Raw genomic sequence first — 16,626 nt, forward strand, 5'->3', positions numbered from 1 at the left:
ACGACTGCGGCACGTTCCTGACACGGACCGCCGCGCTACGGCGCGACGAGCAGCACCTTCCCGATGTTGCCGCTCTCCTCCAGCACCTGGTGGGCCGCCGCCGCGTCGCTCATCGGCAGCTCGCGGTCCACGACCGGCCGTACGTGGCCGGCGTCGATCAGCGGCCACACGTGCTCCCGTACGGCCGCCACGATGGCCGTCTTCTCACCGAGCGGCCGGGCGCGCAGCGAGGTCGCGCTGATGGCGGCGCGCTTGCCCAGCAGCGTGGCGATGTTCAGCTCGCCCTTGATGCCGCCCTGCATGCCGATGATCGCGAGGCGTCCGTTGACCGCGAGGGCCTGCACATTGCGGTCGAGGTACTTGGCGCCCATGTTGTCGAGGATGACGTCGGCGCCCGCGCCGTCCGTGGCCTGCTTGATCTCCTCGACGAAGTCCTGCTCGCGGTAGTTGATCAGGACGTCCGCGCCCAGCTCGGCGCAGAAGTCGAGCTTCTCCTTGGTGCCCGCGGTGACGGCGACCTTCGCGCCGACGGCCTTCGCGAGCTGGATCGCCATGGTGCCGATGCCGCTGGAGCCGCCGTGTACCAGCAAGGTCTCGCCGGGGCGCAGATGGCTGACCATGAACACGTTCGACCACACGGTGCACGTCACCTCGGGCAGGGCGGCCGCCTGCTTGAGGTCGAGGCCCGCGGGCACGGGCAGCAGCTGTCCGGCCGGGACGGCGACCTTCTCGGCGTATCCGCCGCCCGCGAGCAGCGCGCACACCTCGTCGCCGACGGACCAGCCCGCGACGTTCGCACCGAGCGCGACGATGCGGCCCGAGCATTCGAGACCGGGGTAGACGGAGGCGCCGGGCGGCGGGTTGTAGAAGCCCTGGCGCTGCAGCAGGTCGGCGCGGTTGACGGCACTGGCCACCACCTCGACCAGGACCTCGCCCTCACCGGGCACGGGATCGGGGACCTCGTCCCACACCAGCGCCTCGGGCCCACCAGGTTCAGGAATCGTGATCGCGTACATGAGAAGGACGCTACTCCTCGCGGTGATTCGGAGGCGGCGGCCCTCCGGGCCGAGGCACCGTGAAGGCCGGCGGCGCCCGACAGGCGCCCACTGCTCCGGATCAGTCCCGGGGCAGCGGGCGCCTGTCGGGTGCCGCCGGCCTGTCCGAGGTCACCCGCACGATCGTGATCAGCCGGTCCGTCAGTTCCAGCGGCCCGAGGTCCGGATCGTCGTATCCGAGCACCCGGTGCCCTCGTACGACGCTCACCACGAGGTCGTCCGTCTCGCGCACCCCGAGCCCCACCTCGGCCTTGGTGACCGGCCGTTCGGTGATGTCGAGGCCGCTGCCCTGCTGGATGAGGTCCTCCATGACCATGCCCGCGCTGGGACTGAGCACGGAGAGCCCGAGCAGCCGCCCGGCCGCACTGGCGCTGGTGATGACGGCGTCGGCGCCGGACTGCCGCAGCAGCGGCGCGTTCTCCTCCTCGCGTACGGCCGCGACGATCTTCGCTGTGCGGTTGAGCTGGCGGGCGGTCAGGGTGACCAGCACCGCGGTGTCGTCGCGCTGCGTCGCGATGATGATCTGCCGGGCCTTGCGCACCTCGGCCCGCGCCAGCACATCGCTGCGGGTCGCGTCCCCGACGACTCCGGCGTACCCCTCGGCAGTGGCCGCTTCGACGACCTTCGCGTTGGGGTCGACCACGACGACCTGTTCCTTCTTGAGCGGCGCGGCTCCCGCCGCGCAGACGGTCTCGACGGCCGACCGCCCCTTCGTCCCGAAGCCGATGACAACGGTGTGATCGTGCAAGGCCGCCCTCCAGCGGTTCAGACGCCACTCCTCCCGGGTGCGTTCGGTGAGGACCTCCAGCGTGGTGCCGACCAGGATGATCAGGAACAGCACGCGCAGAGGTGTGATGACGAAGATGTTGGTGAGCCGGGCTGCGTCGCTGACCGGCGTGATGTCGCCGTATCCCGTGGTGGAGAGGGTGACCGTCGCGTAGTAGCAGGCGTCGAGCAGATCGACGGTGCCGTCGGAATTGTCGTTGTAGCCGTCGTGGTCGATCCAGACGATCAGCGCGGTCGTGACCAGCACCAGCAGGGCCATGGCCACGCGCCTGCCGACCTGGAGGATCGGGCGGTCGACCACCTTCCTCGGAAGGCTCACCTGATGGATCACGAGAAGTTCGTCCGGCTGGCGAGCGATCGCGTCCCGGCCAGGAAGTTTCACGTGAAACACTCCCTGTTTCGACGTTTCACGTGAAACACTCCCCAATTCCGCCCATCGCCCACGGCAGATCGAGCAGTTCGAGCTCCTGACCCGGGCGGGCGCCGCCCGGCGGCACGACCGCGAGGGCGTCGGCCGCGGCGATGCCACGCAACATGGCCGGGCCGTTGTAGTGCAGCGGCGCGGCCGCGTCGGCGCTGAGCACCACGGGGATGAGCCGGGTGTCATACGGATGCCCGTGCACCTCGCTGGTGAGGGGCAGCGTGTACGACTCAGGGGCCCTGCGGCCCGCCAGGGTCCGCAGGAGGGGCTCGGCGAGCGTGAGCAGCCCGGAGACGGCGGCCAGGGGGTTGCCGGGCAGGCCGACGAGGTGCTGGTCCTCCCTGGTGCGGGCCAGGAGCATGGGGTGGCCGGGGCGCACCTTGACGCCGTCCACGAGGAGCTCGGCGCCGATGCGGGCCAGGATGGGGTGGACGTGGTCGACGGGGCCCGCGGCGGTGCCGCCGGTGGTGACGATCAGGTCGGCGCCGGAGCCGGTGATCGCGCGGTGCAGGGCCTCTGCGTCGTCACCGAGCCTGCGCACCGCGACGACCTCGGCGCCGAGTGCACGCAGCCAGGGCGGCAGCATGGGGCCCAGCGCGTCCCGGATCAGTCCGTCGCGGGGCAGTCCCTCGGTCAGCAACTCGTCGCCCAGTACGAGCACTTCGGCGCGTGGGCGCGGAACGACGGAGACGGTGTCGTACCCGGCGGCCGCGGCGAGCCCCAGCACCGCCGGGGTGACCACCGTGGCGGTGGGCAGCAGATGATCGCCGCTGCGGCACTCCTGGCCGCGCGGCCGGATGTCCTGCCCGTGGGCCAGGTCCCGAGTGGCGTGCAACCGTCCTCGGCCGTCCGTCTGTCCATGTTCGCTGCGCAGCACGGCCGTGGTGTCCTGCGGAATGCGCGCGCCGGTCGCGATCCGCATCGCCTCGCCGTCGGTGAGGGGCCGCGGCTGCGCCTGCCCCGCGAGCGCCCCCTCCTCCCGTACGTCCCAGGGGCCCGGCCCGGCGACCGCCCAGCCGTCCATCGCGGAGGTGTCGAACGAGGGCAGATCCGTGAGCGCGGCGAGGGGAGCGGCGAGGACCAGGCCGAGGGCGGCATCCAGGGGGACGGAGACAGGGGCCCGCCGCGGTACGGAGCGGGCGGCCCGCTCGGCGGTGGTGCGGGCCTCGGGCCAGGGGGTGGCCTTGTGGTGGCCGGGCTTGGCGGGGTGGGCCGGGTGCCCTGCGTGGGCTTCGCGAGGAGAGGGGGCGGGGACGGAGACACCGTGCGGGTCATGCGGGTCGCGGGCGTTGCCGTGCGGATTCCGGGCGTTGCCGTGCGGGTCGCGGGCGTTGGCGTCCCTCACCAGGGCGAGGGCCTCCTCGACGTCGAGGTCCTGTGCGTCCTGACTCCGCCGGCCGGGCCCGGGTTCCCGCGGACTCCGCTCGCCACTGTCCTTCACCAAGGCCAGGGCCTCCTCCACGTCGAGATCGTCGGCGTCGTGGCCGACCCGGGCACGCGGCGCGGTCATCCGGCGTCGGGCCGATCGCCGGGCCCGTTCCCAGCTTCGGAGCCGGCTGCGGGCTTGGCGTCGGGAGCGTCCTCATCGGCCCAGCGGAGCGCCAGCGCCGCGGCCTTGCGGGCGGCCTCGGCCACGGCTTCGGGGCCGCCCTGCGCCTGGGCCGCCGCGTATCCCACGAGGAACGTGGTCAGCGGCGCCGCGGGCCGGGCGACACCGTGCGCGGCGTCACGGGCCAGGTCGAGCAGGACGCCGGTGTCGACGTCCAGGTCGATGCCCAGTTCGTCCTTGACTGCGGAAATCCATTCATCCAACACGTGCCCATGCTCCCTGATACGTGCCCGGGCGGCGGCGATGTCGTCCCAGGTGTCGCAGTCGAAGGACGCGACGGGGTCGGAGATACGAGTGAGATCGAGCGCCCCGGTGAGCCGCCGAAGCGGCAGCCCGTCCAGACCGCCGTACTCGGCCACGAGCACCGCCAGTTCACGCCGCAGCGAGGCGACACGGTAGGCGGCCACGAGGGGTTGGTCCCGCCCGTCGGGGTCGGTGAGCAGGACGCCGTCGGGATGGGTGAGCGCGACGCCTTCGGGGTCGGGCGAGTTACGGGCGGGGCGGGACGGCTTGCCGTCGGGGTCGGGCACTCCGGCATCAAGGCCGGGCGACCTGCTGCCAAGGTCAGGTGCGCCCGCGTCAGGGCCGGGCGACTTGCCGCCGGGGTCAGGTGCACCGGAATCAGGGCCGGGCGACTGCCCGTCAAGGTCGGCCGTCCACTCGCCGAGAGCATCCGCCTGAGGCGCCGCCGGCTCCTGTCCCAGAAGGTCGGGGTCGGTGAGCGCCGTCCGCCGATGGGCGGACGATTCGCCCTCGGCGCGAGCCGACGTGCCGCCGAGGCCGTCCGACGTGCCGCCAAGGGCGGTTGCTCCGCCGTCGAGGCCGGGTGACCCGTCGTCAAGGGCGCCCGACCTGCCATAGGAGCGGGTCGGGTCGTCTTCGAGGTCTGCGGGCCCCCCACCGGGCGCCTCCGCTCGCAGCACCGCCAGCAGGCGGCCCACCGTTTCCTCGTCCAGGAACGGCAGGTCGGCGGAGAGGACCACGACGTGTTCTGCCGAGATGTGCCGGAGCCCGGCGGCGAGGGCGGCGAGGGGGCCGCCGCCGGGTGGGTCCTCGCGGGCCCAGATCACGGAGCGCGCGGTCGGTCTGGGCTCGGCCACGACGACCGTGCTGGCGGCGCCGGTGCACGCGGCCAGAACCCGGTCGAGCAGGGGACGACCGCCCACGCGCACGGCGGGCTTGTCGGCTCCGCCGAGCCGCCGGGCCGCGCCCCCGGCGAGCACGACGGCGTCGTACCCGGCGGCGCCGGGCGCGCCCGGGGGCTCGTACGCGTTCATCCCCCGAGTATGAGCGCCCGAAGGATCATTTCCACCCCCGCGCACAGCATGTGGACGGGGGTGGGCTCCCGGCGGCTACAACGTGCGCAGCAGCACCGCCGGCTGTTCCACGCAGTCCGCGACATAGCGCAGGAAACCGCCCGCCGTGCCGCCGTCGCACACCCGGTGGTCGAAGGTGAGCGAGAGCTGGACGACCTGGCGCACCGCCAGCTCGCCCTGGTGCACCCAGGGCTTGGGGATGATCCGGCCGACGCCCAGCATGGCCGCCTCGGGGTGGTTGATGATCGGCGTGGAGCCGTCGACGCCGAACACCCCGTAGTTGTTCAACGTGAAGGTTCCGCCCGTGAGTTCCCCGGGCGTCAGCGTCCCGGTGCGCGCCGACTCGGTGAGCCTCGCGAACTCCGCGCTCAGCGACTCTGCGCCCCGCGCGTGCGCGTCCCGTACGACGGGGACGACGAGCCCCCGCTCCGTCTGCGCAGCGAAGCCCAGGTGCACCTGGTCGAGCCGGACGACCTCGCGGGCCTCCATGTCGACCGTCGAGTTGAGCTCGGGGAACCGGGCCAGCGCGGCGGTGCAGATCCGGGCGAGCAGCGCCAGCAGGGAGATCTTCGGGCCGCCCGCGGCGTTCATCGCCACGCGCGCGTGCATGAGTTCCGTCGCGTCGGCGTCCACCCAGGTAGTCGCGTCGGGGATCTCCCGGCGGCTGCGGGAGAGCTTGTCGGCGACGGCGCCGCGCACCCCGCGCAGCGGGACCCGGACACCCTCGCCCCGGCCGACGGGAGCGGCGGCGGGTGCGGGCTGCACATGCACGGGCGAAGCCGTCGGCGCCGCCCGCCCCTGCGTGACCGCGGCCCGCAGCGCGTACTCGACGTCCGCCCGCAGGATCAGCCCCTCGGGCCCCGAGCCCTCCAGCTCCCGCAGATCCACCCCGTTCTCCCGGGCGAGCCGGCGCACGAGCGGGGAGATCACCGGCACGGGCCCCTCCGGCCGCTCCACCGCGGCGGCGGGTACCGGTTCGGGCGAGGGCAAGGTCCGCTCGACGGGGCGCGCCGAACCCGTCTGCTGGGGCCGCACCCTGCGACGCCGCGCGGGCGCCGCCCCCGTGCCGTATCCCACCAGCACGTTGCCGGAGGTCTCGTCGCCCTCCCCGGAGGCCGCCTCCGAGAACGCCTCGGCGGGCGCGCCCACCGCGACCGTCAGCAGCGGTGATCCCACGGGCAGTTCGGTGCCCTCCTCGCCGAAGCGGGCGGTGACCACACCGCCGTAGGGGCAGGGCACCTCGACCATCGCCTTGGCCGTCTCGACCTCGACGACGGGCTGGTCGATGGCGACGACGTCCCCGACCTCCACCAGCCAGCGGACGATCTCCGCCTCGGTCAGACCCTCACCGAGGTCGGGGAGCTTGAACTCCAGCACCTGAGCCATCAGTTGTCCGCCTCCCACTGCAGACGCCCCACGGCGTCCAGAATCCGGTCGACGCCGGGCAGGTGGTGGCGCTCCAGCATCGGCGGCGGGTAGGGGATGTCGAACCCGGCCACGCGCAGCACCGGCGCCTCCAGGTGGTGGAAGCAGCGCTCCGTGATCCGGGACGCGATCTCCCCGCCCGGTCCGCCGTACCCGCCCGACTCGTGCACGACGACCGCGCGTCCGGTGCGTCGTACGGACGCGGCGACCGTCTCGTCGTCGAACGGCACCAGGGAGCGCAGGTCGACGACTTCGAGGTCCCAGCCCTCGGCCCGCGCCGCCTCGGCGGCTTCGAGGCAGACCGGCACCGACGGCCCGTACGTGATGAGCGTGGCGCTCCGGCCCGAGCGCCGCACCACCGCGCGGCCTATCGGCTCAACGGCCGGCGGCTCGTCCGGGTTCCAGGAATCCTTCGACCAGTACAGGCGCTTGGGCTCCAGGAAGACGACCGGGTCGTCGGAGGCTATGGCGGCGCGCAGCAGCCCGTAGGCGTCGGCGACCGTCGCGGGCGTGACGACATGGAGCCCCGGGGTCGCCATGTAGTACGCCTCGGAGGAGTCGCTGTGGTGCTCGACTCCGCCGATGCCGCCGCCGTAGGGAACACGGATGGTGATCGGCATCGGCATCGCGCCCCGCGTGCGGTTGCGCATGCGGGCGACGTGCGAGATGAGCTGCTCGAACGCCGGATAGGCGAACGCGTCGAACTGCATCTCGACGACCGGCCGCAGCCCGTACATCGCCATGCCGACGGCCGTACCGAGGATGCCCGCCTCGGCGAGCGGCGTGTCCGTGCAGCGGTCCTCGCCGAACTCCTTGGCGAGGCCGTCGGTGACCCGGAAGACGCCGCCGAGGGTGCCGACGTCCTCGCCCATGACGTGGACGGTCGGGTCGTCGGCCATGGCGTCACGCATGGCGCGCCCGAGGGCCTGCGCCATGGTGGCCGGTTTGAGGGCAACGGTGGTCATCGCCCGGCTCCTTCCGGCCCGTGCCCGTGCGCGTGCCCGTGCGATCCGTCGGCCTCGGCGTCGAGCTCGGCCCGCAGCAGGGCCTCCTGCTCGCGCAGTTGGGGTGTGGGCTCGGCATACACATGGGCGAACAGATCCATGGGGTCGAGCACCGGATCCTGGTTCATGCGCTCGCGCAGATCAGCGGCCATCGCCTCGGCGTCGTCGCGTGCGGCGCGCATGCCGTCCTCGTCCAGCAGACCGCGTTCGGTCAGCTCGTGCTCCAGGAGCGCGATCGGGTCGTGCGCACGCCAGGTCTCGACCTCGGTGTCGCCGCGGTAGCGGGTCGCGTCGTCGGCGTTGGTGTGCGCGTCGATGCGGTAGGTCACCGCCTCCACGAGCGTCGGACCGCCACCCGCGCGCGCGTGGGCGACGGCTTCGCTCAGCACCTGGTGCACGGCGGCCGCGTCGTTGCCGTCGACCAGCCGGCCCGGCATGCCGTAGCCGACGGCCTTGTGGGCCAGCGACGGCGCCGCGGTCTGCTTGGCGAGCGGGACGGAGATGGCGAAGCCGTTGTTCTGGACGAGGAACACGACCGGGGCCTGCCATACGGCGGCGAAGTTCAGCGCCTCGTGGAAGTCGCCCTCGCTGGTGCCGCCGTCGCCGACCAGGGCGAGCGCGACCACGTCGTCGCCCTTGAGGCGGGCGGCGTGCGCGAGGCCCACGGCGTGCGGGAGCTGGGTCGCGAGCGGGGTGCACAGCGGTGCGACGCGGTGCTCGCGCGGGTCGTAGCCGGTGTGCCAGTCGCCGCGCAGCAGGGTGAGGGCCTGCACGGGGTCGAGGCCGCGGGCGACGGCCGCGAGGGTGTCGCGGTAGCTCGGGAAGAGCCAGTCACGCTCCTGGAGTACCAGCGCGGCGGCGATCTCGCAGGCCTCCTGGCCGGTGCTGGAGGGGTACACGGCGAGGCGGCCCTGCTTGGTGAGGGCGGTGGCCTGCGTGTTGTATCGGCGGCCGCGCACCAGCTCCGCGTACAGACGGCGCAGCAGACCCGGGTCGACCTGTCCGGCCGCCTCGGTGCCGAGGACGCGGTACGGCAGCGCGTCGGGCAGCAGCGGCGCGGGGTCGGTGCGGGGCTGCCAGGCGGGCGGCGGCGTGGGCCGGTAAGCGCCTCGCTGCTCCATGACCGTCATGACGGCACCTCCTCGTGGGAGCGGCTTCGAGAGGCGCGCCGTGTGAAGCGCCTCACCTACCGATTGTTCGGTCGTCGGCACATTTTGGCTACAGGCACCGCCAGGCTGTGGACAAACGGTTCTCCACAGCCTGAGATGGACGCAGTACGTCCATGAGAGGGAGGCGGGGGGACATGGCACCTGAACAAATGGCCGAACCGCCGGAGCCCGGACCGGCCGAGCCGCCCGCCCGTCCGCTCGACGCGATCGACCAGGACATCCTCCAGATGCTCCAGGCGGACGGCCGCGCGTCGATACGCTCCGTGGCCGAACGCGTGCACGTCTCCCGGGCCAACGCCTACGCCCGCATCAACCGGCTCATCGAGGACGGTGTGATCCGCGGCTTCGGGGCGCGCGTCGACCATGAACGCGCCGGTCAGGGCACGTCGGCGTACATCACGCTCAAGATCGTGCAGAACACCTGGCGCACGGTCCGCGAACAGCTGCGGATCCTCCCCGGCGCCTCGCACATCGCCCTGGTGGGCGGCGACTTCGACGTACTGCTCCTGGTGCACACCCCCGACAACAGGGCACTACGGGAGCTGGTCCTCACCCGCCTCCAGGCCATCCCGGAGGTGCTCAGCACGAGAACACTGCTGGTCTTCGAAGAGGAGGACCTGGAGCCGGAGGGCTGATCTCACCGCTCTCGGCGGAGCCCTGAGAAGACGAGCTGCACCACCGCGTCGGCGACCTCGCGCTCGCCGACGCCGCGCCCGTCGGGCCGATACCACTCCACCAGCGAGTTGATCATCCCGAAGACGAGCCGGGTGGCGAGCCGGACCTCCACGTCACCGCGCAGATCCCCGTCGGCGGCCGCCGCCTTCAGCAGGTCGGCGACCCGGTGGTCGAAGTCGCGGCGCCGCTCCAGGGCCCACCGCTCGGTGCCCGTGTTGCCGCGCACGCGCAGCAGCAGCGTCACGTACGGCAGCTCGGAGGTGAGCACCTCGACCATGCGCCGTACGACGTACTCGAGCCGCTCCACGGCACGCCCCACGCGCGCGTGCTCCTCGTCGAGGATCCCGAAGAGGCCGTCCAGGGCCCGGCTGACGGCGCGCCGCAGCAGCTCCTCCTTGCCCGTGACGTGGTGGTAGATCGACGACTTGGAGATGCCGGCCGCCTTGGAGAGGTGCTCCATGGAGGTGCCGTCGTAGCCGCGCTCGTTGAAGACCCGGACCGCGACGGAGAGCAGCGTCTCCGGTGTGTACGTGTCGCGCCTGGCGGTGGTCATGAGGAGCCCTCCCGCTTGTCGGCGGCGTGCCCGTGGCGGTACAGCGCGAGGGAGGGTGCGTAACGGCCCGAGGGTTCGCGCAGGTGCAGCTCCTCCAGGAGGTCGTGCGCCCACGTCCTGCCGAGCCTGCGGCACCATTCGAAGGGCCCCAGCGGGTAGTTGACGCCGAGCCGCATCGCCGTGTCGATGTCCTCCTCGGTGGCCACCCCCTTGGCGACGGCGTCGTGCGCCAGGTCCACGATCCGGGCCACGGTCCGCGCGACGATCATGCCGGGTGCGTCCCCGATGACACTGACGTCCTTGCCGAGCGCCTGGAAGAGGCCGATGGCCTCGGCGACCGTCTGCGGCGCGGTGTCCTGCGAGGCGGACAGCGCGATACGGGTGGCCCTCCGGTAGTCGAGCGCCAGGTCGAAGTAGACGACGTCACGGAACTCGATCGAGGTCTGGCCGTCCGCCAGCACCAGCTGGCCGCCGCTGGGCAGCATCAGCCGGGTGCCGTGGTCCTCCTCGTCCTCGCGGACCGGGATGCCCGCCTCGCGGATCAGGGCGAGCAGCTCGGAGGCGGGGCCCAGGTCGCCCTCGACCGTGACGTACGCGGGCGGCTGCGCCCGCTCCGCGGTGTGCGGCTCGGGGCGCTCGGCGTCGTCCCCGTAGTCGTACCAGCCCTGTCCCGCCTTGCGGCCGAACCGGCCGGACTCGACCAGGCGGCGCTGGGCGAGCGAGGGCGTGAACCGCACGTCCTGGAAGAAGGCCTGCCACACGGAATGCGTGACGGACTCGTTGACGTCCTGCCCGATCAGGTCGGTCAGCTCGAAGGGGCCCATCCTGAAGCCGCCCGACTCGCGCAGCACCGCGTCGATGGTCGCGGGGTCGGCCGCCTGCGACTCGTACACCGCGAAGGCCTCGGCGTAGTACGGCCGCGCGATGCGGTTGACGATGAAGCCGGGCGTGTCGGCGCACGCGACCGGCGTCTTCCCCCAGGCGCGCGCCATCTCGTACGCGCGCGTGGCGTACGTGACGTCGGTCGCGAAGCCGGAGACGACCTCCACGAGCGGCAGTAGCGGCGCGGGGTTGAAGAAGTGCAGCCCGACGAAACGGCCCGGGTGGCGCAGGGCGCCGCCGATGGCGGTGACGGACAGGGAGGAGGTGTTGGTGGCGAGCAGGCAGTCGTCCCCGACGACGTCCTCCAGCTCGCGGAACAGCTGCTGCTTCACGTCGAGCCGCTCCAGCACCGCCTCGACGACGAGCGCGCAGTCCGCGAGCTCGGCGATCCCCTGCGCCGGGTGCAGCCGGGCGCGGGCGGCGTCCCGGTCGGCGCTCGTGAGACGGTCCTTCTCGACGAGCCGGTCCAGGCGGGCGCCGATCGCCTCGGCCGCCGCGTCGGCACGTCCGGGGACGGCGTCGTGGAGCCGCACGCGGTGTCCGGCGGTCAACGCGACCTGGGCGATGCCCTGGCCCATGGTGCCGGTACCGACGACGGCCACGGGGCTGCTGAGGTCGAGTGCTGTCATGTGCGCGATCCTCCCGCACGGGGTTTTCCACAGATGCGGCGGACCCCCTTGTCCCGACCGATCGTTCGGTTACTCTAGCCGTGTCTGTCCATTCCTGCCCAGCTCATGGGCTCGACGAGGAGCTCAAGAGACGAGGAGTTGGTCCCTGATGGCCGCCGAACTGACCGCGCACCAGCTGACCGCCGCACACCGGCCCACTCTCGACCAGGCGCTGGAAGCGATCCGCACGCGCGCGTACTGGTCCCCGCACCCCGAGCACCCCAAGGCGTACGGCGAGAACGGCAGCCTGGGCATGGCGGAGGGCAAGGCCGCCTTCGACGCCCTCCTGGGCACCCGCCTCGACCTCGGCCAGCCCGGCACCGACGACTGGGTGGGCGGCGAGGTCTCGCCGTACGGAATCGAGCTGGGCGTCACGTACCCGCACGCGGACCTCGACGTGCTGCTGCCCGCCATGCGGGCCGGGCAGCGCGCATGGCGCGACGCGGGCGCGGAGATGCGCGCCGTGGTCTGCCTGGAGATCCTCAAGCGGATCAGCAACCGCACGCACGAGCTCGCACACGCGGTCATGCACACCAGCGGCCAGGCCTTCATGATGGCGTTCCAGGCGGGCGGCCCGCACGCGCAGGACCGCGGCCTGGAAGCGGTGGCGTACGCCTACGTGGAGCAGGTCCGCACCCCCGACAACGCCGAGTGGACCAAGCCCCAGGGCAAGCGGGACCCGCTCGCACTGACCAAGCAGTTCACGCCCGTGCCGCGCGGCATCGCCCTGATGATCGGCTGCAACACCTTCCCGACGTGGAACGGCTACCCGGGCCTGTTCGCCTCCCTGGCCACCGGCAACGCGGTGCTCGTGAAGCCCCACCCGCGCGCGGTGCTGCCGCTCGCGCTCACCGTCCAGGTCGCCCGCGAGGTCCTCGCCGAGGCGGGCTTCGACCCGAACCTGGTGGCGCTGGCCGCCGAGCGTCCGGGCGAGGGCATCGCCAAGACCCTGGCCACCCGCCCCGAGATCCGGATCATCGACTACACGGGCTCGACGGCGTTCGGCGACTGGCTGGAGACCAACGCCCGCCAGGCGCAGGTCTACACGGAGAAGGCCGGCGTCAACACGGTGATCGTGGAGTCGACCGACAACTACAAGGGCATGCTCGCCAACCTGGCGTTCTCGCTGTCCCTGTACAGCGGCCAGATGTGCACCACCCCGCAGAACCTGCTCATCCCCCGCGACGGCATCCGCACGGAGGAGGGCCCCCGGTCCTTCGACGAGGTCGTCGCCGACCTCGCCAGGTCCGTCGGCGGGCTCCTCGGTGACGACGCCCGCGCCAATGGGCTCCTCGGCGCCATCGTCAACCCGGACGTGAAGGCCCGCCTGGAGGCCGCCGCGGGCCTCGGTGAAGTCGCCCTCGCCTCACGGGAGATCAGCAACCCCGAGTTCCCGGACGCGGTCGTACGTACGCCCGTGATCGTGAAGCTCGACGGAGCGCGGAAATATTGGGAGGGGGCCGACGACGAGGCCGCCTACATGAGCGAGTGCTTCGGTCCCGTCTCCTTCGCGGTGGCCGTCGACTCGGCGGCGGACGCGGTGGAGCTGCTGCGCCGCACGATCAGCGACAAGGGCGCGATGACCGTCGGCGCGTACACCACCTCCGAGGAGGTCGAGCAGCTCGTCCAGGAGGCCTGCCTGGAGGAGTGCGCCCAGCTCTCGCTGAACCTCACCGGCGGGGTCTACGTCAACCAGACCGCGGCCTTCTCCGACTTCCACGGCTCGGGCGGCAACCCGGCGGCCAACGCGGCACTGTGCGACGGGGCGTTCGTCGCGGGACGCTTCCGCGTGGTGGAGGTCCGCCGGGAGGCCTGAGAGCCGATGGGACACAGGCTCTAAGGAACGTGCGGTGCGCCCCCGGTCGCGCTCCAGTGGTACAGCGTCATGGCCACACTGGTCGCGAGGTTGTAGCTGGAGACCTGGGGGCGCATCGGCAGGGACACCAGGTGGTCGGTGCGGGCGCGCAGTTCGGCGGAGAGGCCGGTGCGCTCGGATCCGAACGCGAGCACGGCGTCGTCGGGGAGCTTCATGCCGCGGATGTCCTCGCCCTCCGGGTCGAGCGCGAACACCGGGCCCGGCGGCAGCTCGTCCACCGTCAGCCGCTCCACGGCGGTCGCGAAGTGCAGGCCCGCTCCACCGCGTACGACCGTGGGATGCCAGGGGTCCAGCGTGCCGGTCATGACCACCCCGGTCGCGCCGAAGCCAGCCGCGAGCCGGATCACGGCCCCGGCGTTGCCGAGGTTGCGCGGATTGTCCAGCACCACCACGGGCGCACTGCGGGGCGTCCGTGCCAGCGCACGCAGATTCGCCTCGCGGGCAGGCCGTACGGCGAGGGCGGCGACCGCGGTGGGATGCGGGCGCGGAATCAGCGCCTTCAGCGTCTCCTGCGGCACCTCCGTCAGCAGCGCGTCGAGCCGGTCACGTACGTCCGGGGCGAGTTCGTCGGCCAGCGCGAGGGCGGCCGCCCGGTCGACGGTGACGGCCACCGGAATGTCCGCCCCGAACCGCACCGCGTGCTTGAGAGCGTGAAAGCCGTCGAGCAGCACGGAGCCGTCGGCCAGCCTGCGCCAGGCACGTACGGGGTCGAGCGTGGCGGACACCGGATCGCCCGAACCACGTGCGGAGTCGGGCGAGACGGGCACGGGATCGCCCGGAGCACGTACGGGGTCGTTCATGCCGTGAAGCCTACGTGCGTGTGCTCGGCCGGCTCCGGGGTGCGCGGCTGCTCCCCTCGCGGCTCCGGTAGCGGGCGCCCACCTCCCGGAAACAGCCCTCCACGCGCGCGCGTGGCCCACGCGCCGAGGCGCCGCAGGAAGGACGTCGGCAGGAACACCGCGTCGGCGGCGATCATCGCGAGCGAGAAGAACGGCAGCCCCAGGACCACGGCGATCACCGCGTGCTCGGTCATCATCACCGCCAGCAGGACGTTCTTGACCCGCCGGTTGAACAGCGTGAACGGGAAGGCGACCTGCACCACGACCGTCCCGTACGTCACCAGCATCACCATCACGCCATGCGCGGCGAGCAGGTCGGAGAGCGCGGGCCACGGCGAAAAGTAGTCCAGATGGAGCGGGTAGTAGACGGCGGTGCCGTCCTGCCAGCGCGAGCCCTGGATCTTGTACCAGCCGGCGGTCGAGTAGATCAGACACGCCTCGGCCATGATCACGAACAGGCCCGCGTTGTGCACGACGTTGGCGATGACGTCGAGCAGGATGCGGGGCTCCGCGCGCGGCCCGAGGCGCCCGACGCACCACCACAGGCCCTGAACCGCCCACAGCCCCCAGAAGACCGTCGCCCAGCCGCCCAGCCAGCCGCCGCCGATCTTGCCCGCTCCCGTCGCCACCGCCAGCACGAGGCCGAGCACGAACCACAGGGCGGGACCGACCCGGTCGGGGCCGGGCCCCCGCTCCCCACGCGCGCGTGCCGCCTGCCCGAGCCGCGCCCGGCGCGCGTCCAGCGACCACACCTGGGCGCAGCGCGTCAGCACCAGGTAGATCGCCATCAGATGGATGACGTTGTCGCCGCCGTCCCCCATGAAGACGCTGCGGTTCTGCAGCGAGAGCACGCCGACCATGAAGAGCACCGACATCGTGCGGGTGCGCCAGCCCAGCATCAGCAGAACGCTCGACAGGGCGGCCAGCACGTAGACGGTCTCGAACCAGAACTGGCTGTCCGACCAGAGCAGGACCGTGAAGGCGTGGTTGTTCGCGATGAGCTGCTGGGCGAGATCCCAGCTCCACGGCCCGTCGGGCCCGTACATCTCCTGGCGGTGCGGGAACTCGCGCAGCAGGAACAGCAACCACGTGGCGGAGAAGCCGATCCGGATCACGGCGGACTGGTACGGGCCGAGGGCCGCGCCGGTGACCCGGGTGACACCGCGCGAGACCCAGAGGGCGAATCGGTTCATCGGGCGCTCGCCTTCGTCCGGACGGGGGCCTGAGCGGGGACCTGGCCAGGGGCTTGGGCGGCCGTCCGGGCGGCGGCCTGCGCTTCCGTCCGGTCATCCCGGGCCACCGCCCACCAGGGAAGGACGCGGAGCACGGGCTTGTCCGACACCTGCTCCTCGCTCCACTTGGGGGGCGGCACGTTGGTCGTACGGGAGCGGACCTGGACGCGCTCGACATCGCCGCCCACCGCGTCGCGGTCCAGGCGCAGCACCACGATCCGACGCAGGTACTTCTCGGAGAGGGCGCCGCGCAGGGCCATGGGACGGTTCGCGCTGTCGTGCGTGGCGACGTAGAAGTCCCAGGCCCGACGCAGTTCGTTCTGCTGGGTGTGGCTCGGCAGCAGATTGCCGCCGATGGCCGCGCCGTCCAGCGCCGACAGGTCGTACCAGCCGGTCTCCCGGCTGCTGCCGTTCTCCAGGCGGACCTCGGCGCGGACCTGGACCGCGATGTTCTGCTGGAGCGGGTTGGGCGCGAAGAGCTTCCAGTTCTGCTCGAACTCGGGATAGACCCACTCGTCGATCGCCCGCCCGTGCTGCCTGGTGACCGTGTTCGACGGCGCGACATGCAGGAACACCATGCCGAGATGCACACAGGCGGCGACCGCCACGACCGCGAGCGCGAGGGCCGCAGCGATCTGGTACCGGAGGGAGAGGGCGGCGACACCGGTGGGCGCGGGCACGGGGGGCACAGCGGGCACAGCAGGGACGGCCAGGACGGCAGGGGTGGTGAAGGCGGCAGGTGGAGGGTCGGGGGGCGGGATGTGGGTGGTGTCAGTGGTGTCAGTGGTGTCAGTGGTGTCGGTGGGCTCAGTGGGCTCGGTGGGCTCGGTGGGCTCGGCGACCTGGGGCTCGTCGGGCTCCGGGGCGGGGGGCACGGGGGTGGGGGACTCGGGGACGGGGGGACTCGTTGGGCGGCACGAAGCCGTGCGGCTCGGCCGGGCCCTGCCCGGCGTTCGAGTCCTCGTCGTGCGCGTTCATTCCGCCCCGATTCCGATGCCGCTGTTCGCTGCCGATGCCGCTTTCCGATGCCCGATGCCAAGTGCCCGATGCCAGGTCCGATTCTCGCCGCGGTCCACGCGGAGCCGTACCGCCCACGCACACCGCGCCAGGGCATTC

At 72.4% G+C, this 16,626-nt stretch carries 13 protein-coding genes and 2 pseudogenes; 2 read left to right on the top strand and 13 right to left on the bottom strand.

Going from position 1 to position 16,626, the window contains the following annotated elements:
* Positions 1 to 35: 35 nt before the first annotated feature.
* The 8 genes and pseudogenes from AB5J56_RS22420 to pdhA all read right to left on the bottom strand — a co-directional run bounded on the left by AB5J56_RS22420 (position 36) and on the right by pdhA (position 8,746).
* A complete protein-coding gene (locus AB5J56_RS22420) occupies positions 36 to 1,016 on the bottom strand; it encodes an NAD(P)H-quinone oxidoreductase (protein ID WP_369234554.1) in 981 nt (326 codons plus the stop codon).
* 100 nt (positions 1,017 to 1,116) lie between these two features.
* The gene (locus AB5J56_RS22425) at positions 1,117 to 2,223 is read right to left on the bottom strand and encodes a TrkA family potassium uptake protein (protein WP_369234555.1); all 1,107 of its coding nucleotides are present in this window, start codon (positions 2,221 to 2,223) and stop codon (positions 1,117 to 1,119) included.
* A gap of 25 nt (positions 2,224 to 2,248) precedes the next feature.
* Positions 2,249 to 3,772, bottom strand: a complete 1,524-nt coding sequence (locus tag AB5J56_RS22430) for a molybdopterin molybdotransferase MoeA (RefSeq protein ID WP_369234556.1) — start codon at positions 3,770 to 3,772, stop codon at positions 2,249 to 2,251.
* A pseudogene (locus tag AB5J56_RS22435) lies at positions 3,769 to 4,323 on the bottom strand (DUF6457 domain-containing protein); the annotation flags it as partial. The gene AB5J56_RS22430 and the pseudogene AB5J56_RS22435, both read right to left, overlap by 4 nt.
* A 465-nt stretch (positions 4,324 to 4,788) precedes the next feature.
* Positions 4,789 to 5,148 (bottom strand): annotated as a pseudogene (locus AB5J56_RS22440) (molybdenum cofactor guanylyltransferase); the annotation flags it as partial.
* Positions 5,149 to 5,223: 75 nt separating this feature from the next.
* Positions 5,224 to 6,573, bottom strand: coding sequence for a dihydrolipoamide acetyltransferase family protein (locus tag AB5J56_RS22445; RefSeq protein WP_369234557.1), 1,350 nt, complete (start codon positions 6,571 to 6,573; stop codon positions 5,224 to 5,226).
* Positions 6,573 to 7,577: an alpha-ketoacid dehydrogenase subunit beta gene (locus tag AB5J56_RS22450; protein WP_369234558.1), complete on the bottom strand. Its 1,005-nt coding sequence runs from the start codon at positions 7,575 to 7,577 to the stop codon at positions 6,573 to 6,575. Before AB5J56_RS22450 ends, AB5J56_RS22445 begins: the two co-directional genes overlap by 1 nt.
* On the bottom strand, positions 7,574 to 8,746 hold the full coding sequence (gene pdhA / locus AB5J56_RS22455; protein WP_369234559.1) for a pyruvate dehydrogenase (acetyl-transferring) E1 component subunit alpha: 1,173 nt from the start codon (positions 8,744 to 8,746) through the stop codon (positions 7,574 to 7,576). Before pdhA ends, AB5J56_RS22450 begins: the two co-directional genes overlap by 4 nt.
* Before the next feature lie 173 nt (positions 8,747 to 8,919).
* Here pdhA and AB5J56_RS22460 point away from each other — a divergent pair, with 173 nt between their 5' ends.
* Positions 8,920 to 9,420 carry an Lrp/AsnC family transcriptional regulator gene (locus AB5J56_RS22460; protein ID WP_369234560.1) on the top strand — a complete coding sequence of 167 codons (501 nt, stop codon included), beginning with the start codon at positions 8,920 to 8,922 and terminating at the stop codon, positions 9,418 to 9,420.
* Positions 9,421 to 9,422: 2 nt separating this feature from the next.
* Here AB5J56_RS22460 and AB5J56_RS22465 read toward each other — a convergent pair whose 3' ends face one another.
* Positions 9,423 to 10,013: a TetR/AcrR family transcriptional regulator gene (locus AB5J56_RS22465; RefSeq protein ID WP_369234561.1), complete on the bottom strand. Its 591-nt coding sequence runs from the start codon at positions 10,011 to 10,013 to the stop codon at positions 9,423 to 9,425.
* Positions 10,010 to 11,524, bottom strand: coding sequence for a 3-hydroxyacyl-CoA dehydrogenase (locus tag AB5J56_RS22470; protein ID WP_369234562.1), 1,515 nt, complete (start codon positions 11,522 to 11,524; stop codon positions 10,010 to 10,012). Before AB5J56_RS22470 ends, AB5J56_RS22465 begins: the two co-directional genes overlap by 4 nt.
* A 148-nt stretch (positions 11,525 to 11,672) precedes the next feature.
* Between AB5J56_RS22470 and paaN the strand changes: the two genes are divergently transcribed.
* The gene (gene paaN / locus AB5J56_RS22475; protein WP_369234563.1) at positions 11,673 to 13,379 is read left to right on the top strand and encodes a phenylacetic acid degradation protein PaaN; all 1,707 of its coding nucleotides are present in this window, start codon (positions 11,673 to 11,675) and stop codon (positions 13,377 to 13,379) included.
* A gap of 20 nt (positions 13,380 to 13,399) precedes the next feature.
* Here the strand turns inward: paaN and AB5J56_RS22480 are convergent, their stop codons facing one another.
* Genes AB5J56_RS22480 through AB5J56_RS22490 form a run of 3 tightly spaced genes read right to left on the bottom strand, consistent with a single transcriptional unit; the run spans position 13,400 to position 16,385 of the window.
* On the bottom strand, positions 13,400 to 14,239 hold the full coding sequence (locus AB5J56_RS22480) for a TrmH family RNA methyltransferase (protein WP_369234564.1): 840 nt from the start codon (positions 14,237 to 14,239) through the stop codon (positions 13,400 to 13,402).
* Entirely contained in the window at positions 14,236 to 15,471 is a 1,236-nt protein-coding gene (locus AB5J56_RS22485) for an HTTM domain-containing protein (RefSeq protein ID WP_369234565.1), read from the bottom strand. The genes AB5J56_RS22480 and AB5J56_RS22485 overlap by 4 nt, the downstream gene beginning before the upstream one ends.
* Positions 15,468 to 16,385: a DUF5819 family protein gene (locus AB5J56_RS22490; RefSeq protein WP_369234566.1), complete on the bottom strand. Its 918-nt coding sequence runs from the start codon at positions 16,383 to 16,385 to the stop codon at positions 15,468 to 15,470. Before AB5J56_RS22490 ends, AB5J56_RS22485 begins: the two co-directional genes overlap by 4 nt.
* Positions 16,386 to 16,626 lie beyond the last annotated feature (241 nt).

The organism is Streptomyces sp. R21, assembly GCF_041051975.1.
Lineage (GTDB): Bacteria > Actinomycetota > Actinomycetes > Streptomycetales > Streptomycetaceae > Streptomyces.